Consider the following 18,887-nt stretch of genomic DNA (forward strand, 5'->3'; position numbering starts at 1 on the left):
GAATCCCTAAGCTATGCCCCAGCTTTTCGTTCCAATCGCGGAGTTTCTTCCTGCTTATGAGCCAACAACAATACAACGCTGAAGCCATTGAAGTACTCAAGGGCCTTGACCCGGTGCGCAAGCGTCCGGGCATGTATACGGACACCAGTCGGCCCAACCATCTGGCGCAGGAAGTGATCGACAACAGCGTGGACGAAGCCTGGCGGGGCATGCACGCCGCATTGATGTGGTCCTGTACAACGATGGTTCCCTGAGTGTTGAGGACGACGGCCGGGGTATGCCGGTGGATTTGCATAAAGAGGAAGGGCTGCCGGGTGTTGAACTGATCCTGACCCGGCTCCATGCCGGCGGCAAGTTCACCCAGGGTAACTACAATTTCTCCGGCGGTTTGCACGGGGTTGGTGTTTCTGTGGTTAACGCGCTGTCCAAACATCTGGAAATCACCATCAAGCGTGATGGCCAGCTGCACCGCATGACCTTCGCCCATGGCGAGAAGGCCAGTGAACTGGAGGTGATTGACACCGTTGGCAAGCGCAACACCGGCACCCGGCTGAAGTTCACCCCGGACACCAGCTATTTCGACAGTCCGAATTTCTCCGTCAGTCGCCTGCGCCATAATCTGCGGGCAAAGGCGGTACTTTGCCCGGGTCTTACGGTGACTTTCCTGCAGGAAAAACCGGAGAGAAGGACGAGTGGTGTTACGAAGATGGCCTGCGGGATTACCTGCGATCCACCCTGGCTGACATCGAAGCCGTGCCCCTTGAGCCGTTCACCGGCAGCTTTTCGGGTAACAAAGAAGCTGTGGACTGGGCCATCCAGTGGCTGCCCGAAGGCGGTGAGACGGTTATGGAGAGCTATGTAAACCTGATTCCCACCGCCCAGGGCGGCACCCATGTGAATGGGTTGAGGACGGGTTTGCTGGAAGCCATGCGCGAGTTCTGTGAATTCCGCAATCTGCTGCCTCGCGGCGTTAAGCTGTCGCCCGAGGATATCTGGGAGCGTGCGGCTTACGTGCTCTCGTTCAAGATGCAGGAGCCGCAGTTCTCCGGTCAGACCAAGGAGCGTTTGTCCTCCCGCGAAGCCGCAGCGTTCATTTCCGGTGTGGTCAAGGACGCCTTCAGCCTGTGGCTGAACCAGCACACTGACATTGCCGAAGTGCTGGCGGAGCTGTTTATCAGCAATGCCCAGCGCCGTTTGCGCGCCAGCAAGAAGGTTGCCCGTAAGAAGGTAACGTCCGGCCCGGCTCTGCCCGGTAAGCTGGCAGACTGCTCCGGTGGCGATACCGCGCGCTCGGAGCTGTTCCTGGTTGAGGGTGACTCGGCCGGTGGCTCCGCCAAGCAGGCCCGTGATCGCGAATTCCAGGCGGTGATGCCGCTGCGAGGCAAGATCCTGAATACCTGGGAAGTGGACCCGTCGGAAGTACTGGCGTCCCAGGAAGTGCATGATATTGCTGTCGCGATCGGGGTAGATCCCGGTTCCGACAAGCTGGATGGGCTGCGCTACAACAAAATCTGTATCCTCGCGGACGCCGATTCCGACGGCCTGCACATCGCCACCTTGCTGTGCGCGCTGTTCGTTAAGCACTTCCGTCCGGTGGTAGCCGCCGGCCATGTGTTTGTGGCTATGCCGCCGCTGTACCGGGTGGACCTGGGCAAGGAAACTTTCTATGCCCTGGATGAGCACGAAAAGCAGGGCATTATCGACCGCCTGGCCGCTGAGAAGCGTAAGGGCAAGATTTCGGTCACCCGGTTCAAGGGCCTGGGTGAGATGAACCCGCTGCAGCTGCGTGAAACCACGATGGCACCGGATACTCGCCGCCTGGTGATGCTCACCATCGAAGAGAATGATGACACCGACAGCCGCATGGACATGCTGCTGGGCAAGAAGCGGGCATCCGATCGTCGGTCCTGGCTCGAAACTTACGGCAACATCGCCGACGTCGTGACTTGATATATCTAAGGGTGCTATAAAAAGCATCCTTTATTCTTTCTCTGTATTCTACAAAGTCGTTATCCTGCCAGTTTTCTTTTCGGGAAGAACCGTAAATGGACTGGCAAGGCTGGTTTGCGCTGGGCCTGGCGGGCACCTCGCTAATACTCATGAGTGTTGGACGCTTAGCACCCCACATGGTGATGATGGGGGTGTTGGTCGTGCTCAGTGCCACGGGTATTGTGACGGCCGATCAGGCGCTTTCCGGTTTCAGCAACACGGGCCTGATCACCGTGGTGGCCATGTTTGTGGTCGCCGCGGGTATCCATCACTCAGGCGGTGTCGATCTGCTAGTGCACCACCTGCTCCGCAACCCCAGTACCGTTCGAAGCGCCCAGGCCCGGATTGCCCTGCCGGTATCCTTGCTGAGCGGATTCCTGAACAACACCCCGGTTGTGGCTACCATGATTCCGGCGGTGCATGCCTGGTCTCGCAAGATTGGCATTTCGCCTTCCAAGCTCATGATTCCCCTGAGCTACTCCGCCATTCTTGGCGGTACTCTCACGCTAATCGGTACCAGCACCAACCTGGTGGTTAATGGCCAGGTCCAGCAGCTTACCGGTGGTCCGGGCTTTTCCATTTTTACCATCACTGCGGTTGGGCTTCCGGTGGCCGTGATCGGTGTTGCGGTGATGCTCTTGGTCATGCCGCGCTTCCTGCCAGATCGCAAAGACCAGCAGAAGTTTGGTTCGATGCGGGAATTTACCCTGGAAGTTGCCGTGTCCTTTGATGGTCCGCTGGTGGGAAAGACTGTGGGCGAGGCCGGCTTGCGGGAACTGGAGCGACTCTACCTGGTCGAGATCGAACGTGACGGCAGCGTGGTTACCGCAGTGCCCTCGGAAGAGCGGCTCCGGGGTGGCGACCGCCTGGTGTTTGCCGGTGATACCCAGGCCATCTCCGACCTGTTGCGTATCAATGGCATCGTACCTTCTGTTCACGAGGATGAGCCCAGCCTGAGTAAAGACCGGGCTGAGCGCCGGCTGGTAGAGGCGGCTTTGTCGCCCCAGTCTGATGTGCTCGGACAGACCATTCGTGATGCCCGTTTCCGTGACCGTTACGGCGCCGTGGTGCTGGCAGTCGCCCGGGGTGGTGAGCGGGTGTCCGGCAATCTCGGTAATATCCGCCTGAAACCGGGTGATGTGTTGCTGCTGGAAGCGCGTCCCGCCTTCGTCAGCCGGCAGCGCTATAACAAAGACTTCTTGCTGATTAACGACCTGGAGACCGAGACGCCCCGCCACGACCGCGCATGGCTGTCCTGGGGCATCCTGCTGATCCTGGTCGGATTGGCGGCCTGTGGTGTGCTGACCATGCTTAACGCGGCGCTGTTGGGCGCGAGCCTGATGATTATCTCCGGCTGCTGTTCGGTAGGGCAGGCCCAGAAATCCGTGGATGTGCCGGTCATACTCACCATCGCGGCATCCTTTGCCCTGGGTGCGGCATTGCAGGAGACCGGAGCCGCGGAGTTTGTCGCTGAGGGCATTCTCGGGCTCAGTCAGGGCAATATCCTGCTGGCGGTACTGCTGGTGTACATCACCGTGTCGGTGCTGACGGAGGTCATTACCAACAACGCGGCCGCTGTCCTGGTTATCCCCATTGTGCTGTCGATGACGGCCACCATGGGGGTGGCAGCCGAGCCGTTTGTGATTGCAGTGATGATGGCTGCGTCAGCCAGTTTTGCGACGCCACTGGGTTATCAGACCAACATGATGGTGTTTGGCCCGGGTGGCTATCGTTTTGGCGATTTCGTGCGGGTGGGGTTGCCCATGAACCTGTTCATAGGCGCCTTGACGGTAACGGTGATCGCCCTGGTGTATGGGATCAGTCCCGGCTGACCCGCGGCTGCGTGGGGTTGGCTAGAATGTCGCAGCACAGGACCCGGAGTTCACCATCGTGGGAGTAGCCCTGGGACAGGGTGATGCACATGTAGGCGCCGGTCACGCACAGGTAAGGTGCGGTAACGTGCAGGTTGTCCGGAAGTGCCAGGGCCTGGCGCAGGTATTCCTGGCGGAACCAGTCAGCGCTGCTGGTGCTTTCCAGAGGTTTGAAACGAGGGTCCAGGCTACGCGTTCCGGTATCGGAAATGATGGTGTCGGCAATCTGAATGCCATGCTCGTTGACCAGGTAGCAGCGAGAAACCGCCTGGTGGTTGAGTAGTCCAAGACACGCTTGGTGCATCTCTGCGCCGTCGCGTAATTTATCAATTGCGTTCACAAAATAGCCCCGGAAAAACTCGGTCAGTTGCCGGGTTGGGTCGAAGGTGACCTGGTTGCGCGACTTGTACTCGTCCAGCAGCTCGTCAAAATTTGCTGGTGTGCGCGTCAGCTCTTCCAGATTGATACTGGGGGTTGTGAAATAAAAGCCCTGAACAAAATCGACTCCCGCATCTATCGAAATCAGCGCCTGCTCCCTTGTTTCCACGCCCTCCAGCAATGCCAGGCAACCTGATTGATGCAGCAGTGAAACAATGCCGTTCAAAATCTGTCTGGCTTTTCGATCTTCCGTGGCTCGGGTGAGCAGGGTCCTGTCCAGCTTCACAATATCCGGTGACAGGTTCCAGATGCGCTCAAAATTCGAGTGGCCGGCGCCAAAATCGTCGATGGCCGTAAGGCAGCCCAGCTTCTTGTAATAGGCCACCGTTTCTTTCAGCTTCTCGGCGTCATCGGTGGGTTGCTCGACAATCTCAATGACGATTCGGTGTGGCGGCAGTCCGGTCTTTTCCAGAAGTTGACCAAAGAAGGAGTCGGCGTGGCGGCCACTGGTGACGGCCTGGGGCGAAACGTTCAAGAATAGCCAGTTCAGCTGGTCTTCGAGGCCGCTGTAATTGCGAATGTGCAGATACCGGCACAAGCGGTCCAATAGCAGATTTTCAGAGTCCGAAGCAGGCAATTGGAACAGGTGCAGAGGCAGAACGGCTGAATCGTCGTTATCAAAAGCCCGGATCAGGCCTCATAGCCAACGATGCGTTTGTGCGAAATGCTGTAGATGGGCTGCAGTGCGGTGCGAAGGGTCAGGCCCTGGAAGTCGGCCGTCCATATATCACCCTCGTGGCTAAGCATCGGAGACAGAAGGTCGAGTTCCGGAACTGCTAGCTTTTGGGGGAGACTCTTCGACATAGCTCATTCTGAGTGGTTGCACGACATTGCCATTCGCCGGAAAGCGGAAGGCGTAAATGCTGAATCCCAGTCGGTAACGACCAAATTTATGGGTCAGCGCAACTGGTGCAAGTGCTGAGACTGCCAAAAAAAACGTATTATTACCACTGTTTCATGTCGAAAGTGGGAATCATTTACATGTCGAGTGAGTCAGCTAAGGTCAGGTAAACGCTTGAGAGTCGAGGGCGTTCGGAGCTGAACTGTGAATAAACGATGATAAAAGGGAGGCGACCCCGAGGGTCGCCATGCAATCAGTTGTTGCTGGGTACAACCACGCTTTCGTCGAAATCAAATTCCATGTCTGTGTCCTTTCTGTCTATGAGTCCCCGTGAAGGGGGATAACAAATATGGACTTAGTCTAACTTAGGTGACTTTTTGAACAATCCGTAAAACCCGTATGCGACCAAAGGCATAGATGTATGCGTATGGTCAGAATTTCTGATGGTGGTTAGCAAAACATTTCGATAGTTTTCATCAAGTGCCGTTTCTACAATGCAGTGCGGTGGTTTAAACAGGGATGGAGTTCAGGCAAAAGATGCAAATCAGAAATTCTTCCGAGCGTTATGGGATGGTCGCGGTAACGATCCACTGGTTGGTGGCCGTTGTTGTGCTGGGGTTATTTGCGCTCGGGTTCTGGATGGTGGATCTCACCTACTACGACGACTGGTACAAACAAGCGCCTGACATTCATCGCAGCGTGGGTATTCTTTTGTTCGGTCTGATGGTCCTGCGCGTGGTCTGGCGCGTGGCCAACGCTGGCCCCAAACCTCTGCCCAGTCACAAGCGCTGGGAAGTCGCCAGCGCCCATGCAGCTCACGGCTTGCTGTATCTACTATTGTTCGTGGCGATGGTCAGCGGTTACCTCATTTCTACCGCCGACGGTTCTTCCATCGATGTGTTTGGCTGGTTTGAGGTGCCGTCCGTCACCGGCCAGATTAAAGGCCTGGAAGACACTGCTGGCACAGTGCATTACTGGTCGACCTGGGCAATCGTGGCCCTGGCCGGGGTGCACGCAGCTGGCGCGTTGAAACACCATGTAATTGATCGTGATAACACACTACGGCGTATGCTTGGTCGTTAGCCAAGCGTGCCTAAACAGGCTTCTTAGCCCATTCCGGGCATGGTTCATGAAAAAGGAGAAAACTATGAAGAAGGTACTTCTTGCGTCTGCAGTTTCCATGGCTATGGTGGGTGCAGCCCAAGCCGATGATCACAGTGCCACATACGACTTTGACAACAAGGGTGCGCACCAATTCGTCACCTTCAAAATTTCTCACCTCGGTTACAGCTGGCTGTATGGCCGCTTTAATGAGTTTGACGGCCAGTTCGTCTACGATGCCGAGAACCCGGCCAACAGCTCTGTGAATGTGACCATCGATACCTCCAGCGTCGATTCGAACCACGCCGAGCGCGACAAGCACCTGCGCAGTGAAGACTTTCTATACGTAGACGAGTATCCCCAGGCCAGCTTCAAGAGTAAGCGGGTGGTGGTCGATGGCGAGGGTGAGGCCGATATTATCGGTGACCTGACTTTGCGCGGCGTGACCAAAGAGGTGACTCTGGACGCCGAACTGATCGGTCATGGCGAAGATCCGTGGGGCGGCTATCGCATGGGTTTTGAAGCTGAAACCGAGCTGCGTCTGAAAGACTTCGGCATCCCGATGGAGCTCGGCGAGGCTTCTGAGACGGTTGATATCATCATTTCCGTCGAAGGTATTCGTCAGTAAGGATTGTAAAAAGGAAGGGTGCCGAAACAGGTGCCTGAGAATGAGAACCAGGGTTCGGTTCTGAGTGCCGAACCCTGGCTCTATTTAAGCAGGCTATCCCCGCCTGGCTCGATCTTCGATTCCCGCTTTTAGTACCCGCAATGGGCCTTTCTCGTCACGCCTTGGATTAGCCAGACGCTTGGTTTGATCGGCACAGATGCCGTTGTCGCCAGAACTGACCAGCAAAGATAACCAGCCAGATCAGCACACCCGCCCAAAGATACGGCTCGGGAATCTGGAAAGTTCCGCTGATTGTAAACTCCACCAGGAGCATCAGGGCCACTGCCAGTAGCGCATTCACCATGGCCGTGACCATAGCTTGCCCGCAGGCTTTCAGGTTGGGTTTCATAGTGTTCCGCTTGTGAGGAAAGTTAAACGGTCTTCTATCCGATGTTGGCGAGCATACGGTGGGCATTACAGAGTCTCCATGCGGGGTTTCCGCTATTGGAAGTTGGAGTATCTGAGCGCGCGTCCATATAATGAGCCCTCACGTCGCGGCCCGTGATTATTTCGCGTGCAACGGGTAGCATCATCGGCGTCATTCACTTCAGGTAATACAGGCAGAAGAGGCATCCATGCCAGAGTTCCAGACTACGGATGAAGGCTTTGAGCGGGTTTCACTCAGGGACTACACGGAAAAGGCCTATCTCGACTACTCCATGTACGTCATCCTTGACCGGGCCCTGCCCAACGTGGGCGACGGTCTCAAGCCGGTCCAGCGGCGCATCGTATACGCGATGTCCGAACTGGGGCTGAAATCCACGTCCAAGTACAAGAAATCCGCGCGGACCGTCGGTGATGTGCTCGGTAAGTTCCATCCCCACGGTGACAGCGCCTGTTACGAAGCCATGGTGCTGATGGCGCAGCCGTTCTCTTACCGTTACCCGCTGGTGGATGGTCAGGGCAACTGGGGGTCGCCAGACGATCCCAAGTCTTTTGCCGCCATGCGTTATACCGAATCCCGCCTGGCACCGTTTGCCGAGGTGCTGCTGGGAGAGCTGGGCCAGGGCACGGTGGACTGGGTGCCGAACTTTGACGGCACCATGGACGAGCCTTCGGTTCTGCCAGCGCGTCTGCCCCATGTGCTGCTTAATGGCACCACCGGCATCGCTGTGGGTATGGCGACCGACATCCCGCCCCACAACGTGCGTGAGGTGAGTGCCGCCTGTATACGGCTTCTGGATAGCCCGGAGGCCACTGTTGATGAACTCTGTGAGCACATCAAGGGCCCGGATTTCCCCACCTACGCCGAGATCATCACGCCGCGCAAGGACATCCGCCAGATGTATGAGACTGGCCGCGGGTCTTTGCGCATGCGGGCACGGTGGATTCGCGAAAACGGCGAAATCGTCATTACTGACCTGCCGCACCAGGTGTCAGGTGCCCGCGTTCTGGAGCAGATTGCCCAGCAGATGCAGGTCAAGAAACTGCCCATGGTCGCTGACCTGCGCGACGAATCAGACCATGAGAACCCGACGCGCCTGGTGATTGTGCCGCGTTCCAACCGGGTTGATCTCGACGGTTTGATGGCGCATATGTTCGCCAGCACCGATCTGGAGAAAACCTACCGGGTTAACATCAACGTCATCGGCAACGATGGCCGTCCCGGCGTTAAGGGCCTGCACACCATTCTGACCGAGTGGCTGACGTTCCGCCGGACCACCGTGACGCGTCGACTGCAGCACCGCCTGGACAAAGTGCTGGCCCGACTGCACCTGCTCGAAGGTTTGTTGATCGCCTACCTGAACATCGATGAGGTGATCGAAATTATCCGTACCGAGGACAAGCCCAAGCCGGTGCTGATGGAACGGTTCGGGTTGTCCGCGGATCAGGCTGAAGCCATTCTCGAGCTGAAACTGCGCCACCTGGCCAAGCTTGAGGAAATGAAAATCCGGGGCGAGCAGGATGAGCTGGCGGCCGAGCGTGATGAGCTTCAAACCATCCTCGGTTCCGAGGACCGCCTGCGTGAACTGATCAAGGCCGAACTTCAGGCCGATGCCGAAACCTACGGCGATGACCGTCGCTCACCGATTGTGGAGCGCGAGGAAGCCCGTGCCTTCAGTGAAATCGATCTGGTGTCCAGCGATCCGGTTACCGTGGTGCTGTCCGAGAAAGGCTGGGTGCGAGCCGCGAAAGGCCACGACATCGAGCCTGAGGGCCTGAGCTATAAAGCCGGTGACAGCTTTGCCCTGGCGGCACGAGGTCGCAACAACCAGCAAGCAATATTCCTGGATTCCACCGGCCGTGCCTACTCACTGATGGCGCACAGCTTCCCGTCCGCGCGAGGGCAGGGCGAGCCGCTGACCGGCCGGATCAATCCGCCATCAGGGGCGAGTTTCTCTGGCCTGTTGATGGGCGACTCTGCTCGCAAGGCCCTGCTGGTAACCGATGGCGGTTATGGCTTCGTTACCTCGTTGAACGACATGATCAGCAAGAATCGGAACGGCAAGGCAGTGGTCAGTGTGCCCAAGGGAGCCCGGATCATGCCGCCGATCACCATTCCGACAACGGATAAAACCCTTTACCTCGGGGCAGTGTCCAATGAGGGGCGAATGCTGGTGTTTCCGCTGAGTGAATTGCCGGAGCTGGCCAAGGGCAAGGGTAACAAGATCATCAGCATCCCCTCGGCCCGGGTGCAGAACCGGGAAGAGTACGTGGTCGCCGTGGCGGTGTTTGCCGAAGATGATCAGCTGGAGATTCGTGCCGGCAAGCGCAAGATGGGCCTGCACTTCAGCGACCTTGAGCATTACCTGGGCGAGCGTGGCCGGCGTGGGCACAAGCTGCCCCGGGGCCTGCAGCGCGTTGACGGCATTGATGTGATTCCTTCTGCCGCACGGGCACAGGAAGAGGAGAGCACCGAGAGTGAGTGAGCTGGTACTGATTAATGTCTCCGGCCGGGACAAGCCCGGCCTGACCTCGGAAATTACCGGGATCATGGGCCAGTACGATGTCCGGATCCTCGACATTGGCCAGGCGGTGATCCATGACCATCTGACCTGGGGCATCCTGATCGAGATTCCGGACGCCTCCAAGTCTTCGCCGGTGATTCGCGACCTGCTGTTCCGGCTGCACGCCCTGGACCTGCAGGTGCGGTTTGCACCGATTACCATCGAGGAGTACCAGAGCTGGGCGGAAGGTCGTAACCGGGCCTGCTACATCGTCACCCTGCTGGCCAGGGACATCCAGGCTGAGCAGATCGCCCGGGTTTCGGCCATCACTGCGCGCCATGGCCTCAACATCGATAACATTTCCCGCTTGTCGGCCCGGCCCTCCCTGAACACTGCTGAGAACCGCATTGCCTGCGTGGAGTTTTCGGTGCGGGGAACACCCTCGGACTTGGACGCACTGCGGGCCGATTTCCTGCACATTGCCGGTGAAATGAACGTCGACATCGCCTTCCAGGAAGACTCGATCTTCCGCCGGAATCGTCGGTTGGTGGTGTTCGATATGGACTCCACCCTGATTGAAGCCGAAGTGATTGATGAGCTGGCCCGGGAAGCTGGCGTAGGCGACCAGGTCGCAGAGATCACCGAGCGGGCGATGCAGGGCGAGCTGGACTTCGGTCAGAGCTTTGCGGAGCGCCTGGCGCTATTGAAGGGGCTTGATGAGTCCGTGCTCGAGGGTATTGCCGCCCGCCTGCGGATGACTGAAGGCGCCGAGCACCTGATCCGTAGCCTGAAGGCGCTGGGTTACCGAACGGCGATCCTGTCCGGCGGGTTTACCTATTTTGCCCGCCATCTGCAGGCCAAGCTGGGTATTGATTACGTCTACGCCAACGAGCTGGAAATTGTCGACGGCAAAGTCACCGGTCAGGTCTCCGGCCAGGTGGTGGATGGCAAGCGTAAGGCCGAGCTGCTGCTGGAAATCGCGGAGAAAGAGCACATTGCCCGTGAGCAGGTGATTGCCGTGGGGGATGGAGCCAACGACCTGCCCATGCTGAGTCAGGCCGGTCTGGGCGTGGCATTCCGCGCCAAGCCGCTGGTCAAGGAATCGGCGCGGCACTCGATCTCGACATTGGGGCTGGATGCCATTCTCTATCTGATTGGTTTCCGTGAGAGCGAGACCAATCAGGGGCTGGAACGGGCCGGTTTCTGATCGGTTCCAGTGCTTGCTGAAAACAAGAACGGCGCCCAGAGGGCGCCGTTTTTTTGCCATGCAGTTTGGGGTCAGTGATCCCCGAAGTCGTAGTTCATCTCCGGCACAGGCGCTTGCAGGTAGTAACCCTGAATGTAGTTGACGCCGGCTTGCCAGAGTGTAGCCAGCACGCCGGCGTTTTCCACCAGCGGGATGATGGTCAGCTTGCCGCTGTTCTGCAGGGTTTTGACCATTTCCTTAACCTGTTCCTTGGCGGTGTCGTTCTTTTGGATTTCCTCAGTGAACGAACCGTCGATCTTCACGTAGTCAGTCTCGATGTGCTTCAGGGTATTGAACGGGTTGAGCGCACAACCGAACTGGCCAATGGAAACCTTGCAGTGCAACTCGTGCACGGCCTTGCTGAACTCTTTCGCCTGTTTCATGTAGTTGTTGGCATCGCCTTCCCGGATCTGGAAGACCAGGGAGTCACCGGGCAAGCGTGCCGCCTTCAGGGCCACACTGAGCCAAGCTGTGAAGGTCTGGTCCTGCAGGGTTTCGGCCGTGATATTCAGGAACAGGCGGGTATCATGCCCGCGCGACCGGTGGCTGGCCAGCTGCTTGATGGTCTGCAGGATAACCCAGCGGTCGATCTTGATGGCAGTATCTGCAGGGCCCATTGGCGGCAGAAAGTCGTAGGGTGAGACTTCTTCTTCATCCTTGTCGAGCATCCGGACAAAGGCCTCGTAGTGCTCTTCGCCTTCGCCGCGCAGGTTGATAATGGGCTGGAACAGCAGCTTGAAACGGTTGTCTTCCAAGGCTTTTATGATCGCCTCAACCGAATTGCCTTCATCGAGGCTTTCGTAGTCGGTCGGGTTGTAGACCAGAACACCGTTGCCCTGTTCGTGACCTTCCTGCTTGCGCACATCGGACGAGGCGGTGTGTGCCCGGGCCATCAGCTCCTCGGCTTTCGGAGAGTTCTCGGTGATAGCAGCGACACCGATACTGACCGTGAACTGCACGGTTCGGCCGTTTATATCAAACAGGTGGTCTTCGACCGCCTTGCGAACGCGTTCGGCGTGCTCGGCCATGGCCTTTTCGTCAGAGGGTTGGCACATGAGGCAGAAGGCGTCATCACTCAGGCGGGCAAGGATGACCTCTTCATCCACCTGCTGTTTGAGCAGGTTGGCCAGGTCGCTCAGCAGAAGGTCCGCACCGGCAATGCCGACCTGACCCTTCATGCTCATGAAGTTGTCGAGAGCGATGTAGGCGAGGGCACCGGTTTGGTTGTTTTTTCCAGCCTTGCTGATGTTTTCGGCCAGGGCGTCCATCAGGTACTGGCGGTTGAACAGGCCGGTCATCAGATCCTGGCTACTGATCTGGCGCAGCTTTTCTTCCAGCTCGGCGTCGCTGTGTTCAGGCTGCAGTACGATCTGGGTGCAGGCCTCGCCGTCGTAGGTTGCGGCAGACACTGACATGGTCACGTTGAACTCGTGATCGTCGCTCCGGCGCGCGGTGCAGTTCATGGTCATGCCGTCTTCGCCCTTTTCGACAAAAGACTTCATGAACTCTTTGTACTTGCCCTGGCTCTCCGAGGTGAGGGTGTCTAGCACCGGAATGCAGATCAGGTCGTCGATGTCGTCGTAGCCGAGGAACTCCATGTACGACTGGTTGGCATAGATGTGCATGCCGTCGTTAATGTAGGCGATGGCGTCCTTGGAACTCTCCAGCAGCAGCTGGCAGCGTTGTTCGGCTTCGCGCAGGTGGGACTCCAGAACGCGACGACGGCGGCGATCTTCCAGGGCGGCGAGTTCGCGATTAACCGTCAGCACCAGCAGATCTGTGTGTTCGAAAGGAACCGTGTCCTGGGCGCCGGCTTTTAAAACCGCAACAGTGCGTTCGCGGCTCTGTTCTTCCGTCAGCAGGATGAACGGAATGTCCTTGTCCATCCGGCGAATCATTGCCAGAGCGTCGTCAGCACTGAATTCCTGCTCCAGGTCCCTGGCCAGCAACAAGTCCCAATTGCCGGCTTTCAGGGTTTCCTCCAGATCCTCTTCCGAAGTAATGCGGTGCGCGCGAGTGGCCTTGCCAGAGTTTCGGAGCAGGCTGACCAGCGATTCGGCATCATTTTGGTCGGGATCAAGGATGAGCAGGTGTACGGTCGCGTTCTTTTTCTGCATTCGTAAGGCGTCTCGTGGTGCACGTTGGGATAGGCCGGCCCCAGTCTTTGTAACGGGCGCAGGGATAACCAGTGCCTTGCTTTCGGCATGGTTCGTCTGCTCCGGCTGGCCGGGCTGTCACTTAGCTGAATGATGCAGCGGATAGTCGCCAATAACAACCCTGCAGCCAGTGGGTTCCCGCTGCCAGGCGTCTACAGCGACGGCCACAGTGAATCGAATTCATCCTCACTGGCGCCAGAAGGAGTGTCCGGGGCGCTGGCCGACGGCACTGAGGCATTGTGGAGTTTCAATTCGAACTGGCTGATGCTTCCGGTTGAAGACACCTTCTTGGACAACTGACCCTGATCTTCCCGGCCGTCGTGCAGCAGTGAAATACGGCTGCCTGACTGGAACGGCAGTCGTGGGGTGATCAGAGTCGCAGACTGGTTGACCACGCTGATTTCAGGCAATAGCAAGCCGCGCAGGTACTCGCTGCTGTTGCCGACCTTTTGGATCAGCTTCACGCCGCAGGGCGAGGCGCTGGGCGCCAGCAGTTCGATGCCGATCTGGGTTCCGTGATGCCTGATTTGCCGGATCCAGCGAACCACCGCAATGCTCCAGGGGTGGGAGCTTTGCTCGCGCACGCCTAGAATCTCACCCGCCTGTAGTGATGCGGGGACATTGCTTTCCCAGGCCACGCAATAACCGCCCGGGCTGGTGTTGATCAGCAGGGCATGGTGGGAGCTTGGCCGGTTTTTGTCAGCCACCTGCTTGGAAGCGGTGCCATAGCTGCCGCGAAAGGTAATGGGGGCGTCCGCGGAGTGTCTGGCGTCATCACTGGGGGAGACATCGTGAGCGCCTGCCCAGGCGTCTTTGCCCTGCTGGGCTGAGCGGATGAACATGTTCTCTTCACTGTGGTGACCGTTTTCGTTGCCACTAACAAACTCGGTGAAGGTCTTTTCTCCAGCAACAAAATAGTGGGCGGAGGTGAGGCCCACACAGACTTCCAGCATGCCCTGACTGGCAATCCGGTTGAAGTTGCGCTTGGCCAGAATGCCGAGAGCCTGGCTCAGGTGAGTCAGCAGGGTGTCGCTGACCTTGGCAGGCACATGCAGAGGGTTTTCGCCTTTGGTTTTGTTGCGGCGGGCGTTCAGCGTATCCGAGACCATTGCCGACAAGTCCCGGGTGTCGAAGTCAAAGCTGTCTTCGCCAGGGTTATGATCCAGCAGGCTCCGGTAGATCGGAGGGTTGTCGCCCTCCATGTTGATGACGAACAGGCTCTCGTCTCCAATATCGGGGGCGCAGTGGGTGTAATCGCTCCAGCCTCGAACAGCTCGTAGACCTGCATCAGTCTGGCTGGCGCAGCTGGTTCGGGCGCGCACTACCGAGTAGCAGAATCCGTTTGTAGGCATCGGATATGGAGCTGGAGCGGCGGTGCAGCAGGCTATGGTCTTCAACTTCGGTGTCTGCGAGTTTGTTTCTGACAGCAAAGCGGTACAGCCGGTGGCACTCCAGCCAGCTCCTTGAAGGACTTGGGCAATACAGCTGGTGGGAGCGGACGATGGTCGCTGCCAGCTCCGAAATAGCCCGATGTGTTGCAATTGCGATGGGCTTGCGGTTGCGCTCTACACCGCCATTGTCGAGAAATCCCAGGACGCAGAGCTTGTAGCCTGCGGACAGGTGCAGCTGCAGTGCCTGGGACAGGTTGGCGATCTTGCGCTGTTTTTCAGGCAGCGCAACGGCCATGCCCAGATAATGCCGGGAAAGCTCATTGCAAACGAACTGGATCTTGTCCCGGATCAGCTCCAGGAACTGCAGCCGCTGTTGTGGGGGCGTGAACAGGTGGTTGAGCTCAATGATGGCATGGTAAAGCTGGCGCGAAACCTCGCCAATATTAGCCATGGGCAATTGATCTGCCCAGCCCCGGAATGCTTTGGGCGTGGTGTCGCAAAAAGACAGGCTGGCTGTTTTCTGTTCTGGGACTCGAAGATCAGGTTTCAGATTCATGCCTTCCATGAGTTCACGCCACTGTTGAGAGTCACGGTGGGGTTCCTGAAGTGATGCGGTGGACAGTTGAGCGATGTGTTACTTGCCCGCAGCGTCACGGAAAAGCCGTGAATGGTATTTTTATGGTAATCGTTACATAACATTAAGATAGCAAGCCCGTTACAAAAAGCGAACGTTCAACGAGTTAACAATCTTTGACAAATGTCTGCGGGCGATTTTTTGAGAATTCTATCACGGAAACAGATTGAGGGGCGTCTTGCCTTCCCGTCCGGGAACCTCTCGTACCAGCTTCGGTACCAGAAATCCCGGTAGCCGGCCAAGCAGATCCCGGACCAGTCCCCGGGCCTCGTTGTCAGAGACATCGTAATGATGCGCCCCCTCGACCGGATCGAAGGCGTGCAGGTAATACGGCAGTACCCCGGCGTCAAATAGCGACTCACTGAGTGTTTCCAGAACATCGACGTTGTCGTTGACACCGCGCAGGATAACGCTCTGATTCAACAACGTAACGCCGGCACCGCGCAATTGTTCCAGAGCGGTGCGCGTGGCCGAATCAATCTCGGCCGGGTGGTTAATGTGCAGCACCATCACAACCTGGAGCCGTGTATTTTTCAGCCAGGTAAGCAGTGGCTCGCAGACGCGCTCGGGAATCACCACCGGAAGGCGAGTGTGCAGGCGCAGGCGCTTGAGATGAGGAATAGCCCCGAGCTCGTGTGCCCATTGCGCAAGTAGCTTATCGTTGACCGCCAGGGGGTCGCCGCCGCTGAGAATCACTTCGTTGATTTCCGGGCTCGCCGCCAGGGTCTCTATAATATGCTGCCGGTCCTGAGGCTCAGGCGCTGATCCTCGTATGGAAAGTGGCGCCGGAAACAGTAGCGGCAATTTACCGCACATTGACCAGTCACCATCAGCAGGGCACGGCTGCGGTATTTGCGGATCAGGCCGGTAGTCTGGATGGCGACGTCTTCTTCCAGGGGATCGCGAACGAACCCCGGAACCCGCAGAGCCTCCTGGCTCACCGGCAAGACCTGTCTCAGTAATGGGTCATCGGGGTCGCCCTTGCGCATTCGCGCCAGGAACGGCTCCGGAACTCACCGGGAACAGTTTATGCCCGGCCTGGGCACCCCGGAGCCAGCGCTCGGGCGACAGCCCCAGCCTTGCCAGCAGTTCCTCCGGGCAGGTGATCGACCCAGAGAGCTGTTGCTGCCAGCTGCGACGGTCCTCAACAAGGTGGGCTTCTATACGGGTGGGGGTTCGCTGTATCATAGCGACCTTCGAATTTTTAACTGCATTTTGTCAGGTGAACATTTCATGGCTTCATATTCTACCAACGAATTCCGCGGCGGTCTTAAGGTTTTGCTCGATGGCGACCCTTGTATCATGCTTGAAAACGAGTTCGTCAAGCCGGGGAAAGGTCAGGCCTTTAACCGCGTAAGACTGCGGAATCTCATGACCAACCGGGTCTGGGATCGCACGTTCAAGTCGGGTGAGAGCCTCGAAGCCGCTGACGTGATCGATCAGGACATGGAATACCTGTACACCGACGGTGAATTCTGGCACTTCATGCTCACTGATGGCTCCTTCGAGCAGTACCCGGCAGACGCCAAGGCGGTCGGTGATACCGTGAAGTGGCTGAAAGAGCAGGACGTGTACACGGTTACCTTATATAACGGCGCGCCTCTGACGGTTACGCCGCCGAACTTCGTCGAGCTGGAAGTGGTCGACACCGATCCCGGCATGAAAGGGGACACCGCCCAGGGTGGCTCCAAGCCTGCAACCCTGTCGACCGGTGCAGTGGTCAACGTTCCGCTGTTTATCACCATTGGCGAAGTGCTGAAGGTCGATACCCGGTCGGGTGACTACGTTAGCCGCGTTAAAGGCGGCTGAGTCCGGAATGACTGAAGAATCTGCCTGGCGGCCCTCTGCCTCGCCGGCAGCCCTGAAAAGCCGTGCACAACAATTGGCGTTTGTGCGCGGCTTTTTTGCTGAACGAGAGGTCCTGGAGGTGGAAACGCCCGTGCTGGCGCAGCATGGCGTGACCGACGTGAACCTTGATGGCGTCGCGGCCGATGTGTCCGCGGCAGGGCGCCATGGAGGTTGGCTTCAGACCTCTCCCGAATACCACATGAAGCGTCTGCTCGCGGCGGGATCAGGTTCGATCTATCAGATTTCCAAAGTATTCCGTAACGGTGAGTGCGGACGGCGGCACAACCCCGAATTTTCCATGCTGGAGTGGTATCGGGTCGGCTACGACGACACAGCATTGATGGCCGACGTGGCGGACCTGGTATGTGGCTGGCTGGGCTGTGCCCGGCCAGTGCAGGTGTCCTACCGGGATGCCATGCTGGCCTGGGCCAAGGTGGATCCGTTTGAAATCAGCGATCAGGATTTGCGCCTGTGCTGCGAGCAATGGCTGGAGCCGGGCCAGATCGCGGAGCTGGATCGCGACGGGTGTCTGGACCTGCTAATGAGCTTTTCGGTAGAGCCGAATCTTGGCCGGGATACCCCGGAGTTCGTCGTCGGCTATCCCGCTTCCCAGGCGGCCCTGGCGCGAGTCTCAGAGGTGGATGGCCATCCGGTGGCGCACCGCTTCGAGCTGTATATCGATGGCCTGGAGCTGTGCAACGGCTATTGGGAGTTGGCTGATGCCAGCGAACAGCGCCGTCGCTTTGAGGCCGATAATCGGCTCCGGCGGCAGTCGGGCAAGCCCGACATGGCGCTGGATGAGTCTTTTCTTGATGCGGTCGAGGCCGGATTGCCCGACTGCGCCGGGGTAGCGCTCGGGCTGGATCGGTTGCTGATGCTCAAGGTGGGCGCCCGGGATATCGCCGAGGTGCTGGCCTTTCCTTTCGAGCGTGCCTAGGCCGTAAGCCTTATTTAAACCAGAGTGCCGAAGGACTCGCCCATGCGCACCGTTTTGCCGGCTACCTGATCGTTGTTCCAGGTGGCCGCGCCCTTGGGCATGACCATGACCACGGTGGAGCCCAGGCGAAAGCGGCCCATTTCCTCGCCCTTGGCGAACGCTCGTGCCTCGTCGCCTTCGTAGCGGGTGGTTGTGACCTCGCCACTGCCTGGCGCAACAACGCCAGACCACACAGTCTCAACGCTTCCGACGATCATAGCGCCAACCAATACCAGGGCCATAGGCCCGGCTTCGGTGTCGAATATGCAGGCCACCCGTTCGTTACGGGCAAACAGGTTTGGAACGTTTTCGGCCGTAACCGGATTGACGGAGAACAGCTTGCCCGGAATGTACACCATTTCTCGCAAAGTGCCTGCCAGGGGCATGTGAATCCGGTGATAGTCCTTGGGCGACAGGTAGATGGTCGAGAATTCGCCGTCTGCAAAGGTGTTGGCCCACTGCGGATCGCCGCCAAGCAGTTCAGTCAGACTGAAGGACTGACCTTTCGCCTGAAACACCCGATCATTGCTTACCTGACCCAGTTGACTGATGGCACCATCAACCGGGCTGACCAGAGTTTTCTCGCCTTCGGCAATGGGGCGTAAACCGGGCTTGAGGGCGCGGGTAAAAACGCATTGAAGCTGGGGTAGGCGGTTGGGTCGGATTCGGCGGCTTCGCTCATGTTTACGCCATAGCGGCCGATAAACCATTTGATGACGCGGTTCTTGAGCGCAGGGTTACTGTCGTGGTCCGCCAGGCGACCAGCGAAGCGGGAAACCATTAGTTGGGGCGTGACGTACTGACTCAGGACAAACAGCTTGCTTAGCATTGAAAAGTAACC

General features: G+C 58.0%; 11 protein-coding genes and 4 pseudogenes. 8 read left to right on the forward strand and 7 right to left on the reverse strand.

Annotated features, from left to right (window positions below; translation table 11 throughout):
* The first annotated feature begins 56 nt into the window (after positions 1-56).
* Positions 57-1,950, forward strand: a pseudogene (gene parE / locus AU14_RS06325) (DNA topoisomerase IV subunit B).
* A gap of 95 nt (positions 1,951-2,045) precedes the next feature.
* A complete protein-coding gene (locus AU14_RS06330; RefSeq protein ID WP_041339742.1) occupies positions 2,046-3,821 on the forward strand; it encodes an SLC13 family permease in 1,776 nt (591 codons plus the stop codon).
* On the opposite strand, the gene AU14_RS06335 is transcribed toward AU14_RS06330, so the two are convergent.
* Together AU14_RS06335 and AU14_RS20895 are read right to left on the reverse strand one after the other, a co-directional pair.
* Positions 3,808-4,875 carry an EAL domain-containing protein gene (locus tag AU14_RS06335; RefSeq protein ID WP_236744483.1) on the reverse strand — a complete coding sequence of 356 codons (1,068 nt, stop codon included), beginning with the start codon at positions 4,873-4,875 and terminating at the stop codon, positions 3,808-3,810. The two genes, AU14_RS06330 and AU14_RS06335, sit on opposite strands and share 14 nt — an antisense overlap.
* A gap of 53 nt (positions 4,876-4,928) precedes the next feature.
* A complete protein-coding gene (locus tag AU14_RS20895) occupies positions 4,929-5,102 on the reverse strand; it encodes a hypothetical protein (protein ID WP_236744484.1) in 174 nt (57 codons plus the stop codon).
* Between the two features lie 574 nt (positions 5,103-5,676).
* Between AU14_RS20895 and AU14_RS06340 the strand changes: the two genes are divergently transcribed.
* Together AU14_RS06340 and AU14_RS06345 are read left to right on the forward strand one after the other, a co-directional pair.
* A complete protein-coding gene (locus AU14_RS06340; RefSeq protein ID WP_041339743.1) occupies positions 5,677-6,222 on the forward strand; it encodes a cytochrome b in 546 nt (181 codons plus the stop codon).
* 64 nt (positions 6,223-6,286) lie between these two features.
* On the forward strand, positions 6,287-6,868 hold the full coding sequence (locus tag AU14_RS06345) for a YceI family protein (RefSeq protein WP_041339745.1): 582 nt from the start codon (positions 6,287-6,289) through the stop codon (positions 6,866-6,868).
* A 166-nt stretch (positions 6,869-7,034) separates the two neighbouring features.
* Here AU14_RS06345 and AU14_RS06350 read toward each other — a convergent pair whose 3' ends face one another.
* Positions 7,035-7,256, reverse strand: coding sequence for a hypothetical protein (locus AU14_RS06350; RefSeq protein ID WP_041339747.1), 222 nt, complete (start codon positions 7,254-7,256; stop codon positions 7,035-7,037).
* Positions 7,257-7,482: 226 nt separating this feature from the next.
* Between AU14_RS06350 and parC the strand changes: the two genes are divergently transcribed.
* Together parC and serB are read left to right on the forward strand one after the other, a co-directional pair.
* Positions 7,483-9,777: a DNA topoisomerase IV subunit A gene (gene parC / locus AU14_RS06355; protein ID WP_041339749.1), complete on the forward strand. Its 2,295-nt coding sequence runs from the start codon at positions 7,483-7,485 to the stop codon at positions 9,775-9,777.
* Positions 9,770-11,002 carry a phosphoserine phosphatase SerB gene (gene serB / locus AU14_RS06360; protein WP_041339750.1) on the forward strand — a complete coding sequence of 411 codons (1,233 nt, stop codon included), beginning with the start codon at positions 9,770-9,772 and terminating at the stop codon, positions 11,000-11,002. Before parC ends, serB begins: the two co-directional genes overlap by 8 nt.
* Before the next feature lie 71 nt (positions 11,003-11,073).
* Here the strand turns inward: serB and AU14_RS06365 are convergent, their stop codons facing one another.
* The 3 genes and pseudogenes from AU14_RS06365 to epmB all read right to left on the reverse strand — a co-directional run bounded on the left by AU14_RS06365 (position 11,074) and on the right by epmB (position 16,410).
* Complete coding sequence (locus AU14_RS06365; protein WP_041339751.1) at positions 11,074-13,158, reverse strand: EAL domain-containing response regulator; 2,085 nt, start codon at positions 13,156-13,158, stop codon at positions 11,074-11,076.
* A gap of 191 nt (positions 13,159-13,349) precedes the next feature.
* Positions 13,350-15,153: pseudogene (locus tag AU14_RS23720) on the reverse strand (GTPase).
* Positions 15,154-15,375: 222 nt separating this feature from the next.
* Positions 15,376-16,410: pseudogene (epmB, locus tag AU14_RS06375) on the reverse strand (EF-P beta-lysylation protein EpmB).
* Positions 16,411-16,455: 45 nt separating this feature from the next.
* Between epmB and efp the strand changes: the two are divergent.
* Entirely contained in the window at positions 16,456-17,031 is a 576-nt protein-coding gene (efp, locus tag AU14_RS06380; protein WP_041339752.1) for an elongation factor P, read from the forward strand.
* 7 nt (positions 17,032-17,038) lie between these two features.
* Positions 17,039-18,007, forward strand: a complete 969-nt coding sequence (gene epmA, locus AU14_RS06385; protein ID WP_041339753.1) for an EF-P lysine aminoacylase EpmA — start codon at positions 17,039-17,041, stop codon at positions 18,005-18,007.
* Positions 18,008-18,021: 14 nt separating this feature from the next.
* Here epmA and asd read toward each other — a convergent pair.
* Positions 18,022-18,875 (reverse strand): annotated as a pseudogene (gene asd, locus AU14_RS06390) (archaetidylserine decarboxylase).
* Positions 18,876-18,887: the final 12 nt, after the last annotated feature.

The organism is Marinobacter similis (assembly GCF_000830985.1).
GTDB classification, from domain to species: Bacteria; Pseudomonadota; Gammaproteobacteria; order Pseudomonadales; family Oleiphilaceae; genus Marinobacter; species Marinobacter similis.